At 57.7% G+C, this 1,692-nt stretch carries 2 protein-coding genes; both read right to left on the reverse strand.

Annotated elements, in window-relative coordinates; genetic code table 11:
- Positions 1-17 precede the first annotated feature (17 nt).
- Entirely contained in the window at positions 18-809 is a 792-nt protein-coding gene (locus tag OQK_RS00480; protein ID WP_016770634.1) for an HvfC family RiPP maturation protein, read from the reverse strand.
- Complete coding sequence (locus OQK_RS00485; protein ID WP_038860099.1) at positions 802-1,686, reverse strand: HvfB family MNIO-type RiPP peptide maturase; 885 nt, start codon at positions 1,684-1,686, stop codon at positions 802-804. Before OQK_RS00485 ends, OQK_RS00480 begins: the two co-directional genes overlap by 8 nt.
- Positions 1,687-1,692 lie beyond the last annotated feature (6 nt).

The following is a 1,692-nucleotide window of genomic DNA, read 5'->3' on the forward strand; positions in this document are numbered from 1 at the left end:
CAGCCTTTGCTCGTCAGTCAGGACAACAGCTTCAAAACGGGTGTCGCGGCTACCCCGACGGCAGCTTGCGCATGCAGCTGGCGCAGCAGCACCAGTGCGTCAGCAACGAAGCCGATCACGTCTGAAGCACCAGCCTCCGCAGCCAAAGCGTGCAACTGCGCTCGACCATCCATGTCAGGGAACTGCTCGATCCGCTGCAACAAACGGAACGCGAGAGGGCTGACCTGGGAGAATTGCACCTGGCCACTCGGCACACGGCTGATCAGCAGCAACGTTGGTTGTTCTGGCGGTTCAGAAGGCAGATGACCTGGCCCAAGACGATGTACGGCCCAGGTGTAAGCCAGCGGCCAGACAAGTGGGGAAAGCCTGAGGGGACGGTCGAGTAAATGCGCCGCATCACTGGCTTTTAACGGCGCAGCGTCCAACTGTTGCAGCGCCATCTCCACCCACTCGTAATGAGCCAATTCAGGCAAGAACGGGTACCAGGGATGCTCAAAGCCGGGCGAGTCTTCCAGGCTCGCTACGAAGTCTACAAACTCACGAGCAATTTCTCCGAAGCGTGGCGTTTGCGCGCGGTAATCACGCAAAAAACGTCGTACCAGTGCACGCCAACCGGCATCACCCAGCACGGCAACCAGCACCGGAAACGTCCCACCCAGCAACCCCAACAGATTGTTCAACACCAGGTTGAGATAGACCTGCGCTCTCTCGGGATTCATCTGCGCAGGCGGCGCATAACTGTCCGGGTCACGCAGGTACCGGGTCAGCGCGAGCTGCTGACTGTGCAAACTTGAAGGGGAGTCAGCCATCGACAGTCACCCGCAACAAAGCATTTGCGTCGCGTTGCAAGCGCCTGATGGTGTTCAGCTCAGCCACCAGTTCGTCGTAGGACGGAAAGTTGAAATCGCGCTCCAGCAGGGTTGGCTTCACGCCGAAAAGGTCATAAGCCTGGCCCAGCAATGACCAGACTACCGGTTTGACCGAAGCACCATGGGTGTCGATGATCAGGTCATCAGCTTCGTCGTAATGGCCAGCCACATGCATGGCGACTACGCGTTCTGGTTCCAGGCCGGCGAGGAAAACCGCTGGATCGAAGCGGTGGTTCACTGAGTTGACGTACACATTGTTAACATCGAGCAACAGGTCGCAATCGGCCTCGCGAAGCACTGCATTGGTGAACGTCAGTTCGTCCATGTCCTGATGAGCAGCGGCGTAGTAGGAGACGTTTTCTACAGCAAGACGACGACCGAGAATGTCCTGTGCACGGCGGATGCGCGCAGCAACGTGATGAACGGCCTCCTCAGTGAATGGCAACGGTAGCAGGTCGTATAAATGGCCATCGTCACTGCAGTAACTGAGGTGTTCGCTATAGAACGGCACGTTGAAGCGATCAAGAAACCCGCGGACTTGCTCAAGAAAAGATTCGTCCAGCGGCGCACTGCCACCCAGCGACAGTGACAGGCCATGGCATGACAGCGGATAGCGTTCAGCCAGCAACTGCAAAGCCTCACCATGAGCGCCGCCGATGCCGATCCAATTCTCTGGAGCAACCTCCAGAAAATCGAAATCCCCGACTGGAGCGTCACGAAGCGTGTTGAGCAGCGCACGGCGCAATCCCAGCCCGACGGTCGCCCCAAAGGGGAGCTGTGGATCTAAATGTGTTGATGATGAAGTGTTCGTTTGCATGAGCTC

This window comes from Pseudomonas sp. R62 (assembly GCF_000257605.1).
GTDB classification, from domain to species: domain Bacteria; phylum Pseudomonadota; class Gammaproteobacteria; order Pseudomonadales; family Pseudomonadaceae; genus Aquipseudomonas; species Aquipseudomonas atacamensis.

Bases quoted from the DNA above. Each gene is read 5' to 3' on its own strand.
- OQK_RS00480 (WP_016770634.1), bottom strand. From the start codon at position 809: ATGGCTGACTCCCCTTCAAGTTTGCACAGTCAGCAGCTCGCGCTGACC.
- OQK_RS00485 (WP_038860099.1), bottom strand. From the start codon at position 1,686: ATGCAAACGAACACTTCATCATCAACACATTTAGATCCACAGCTCCCC.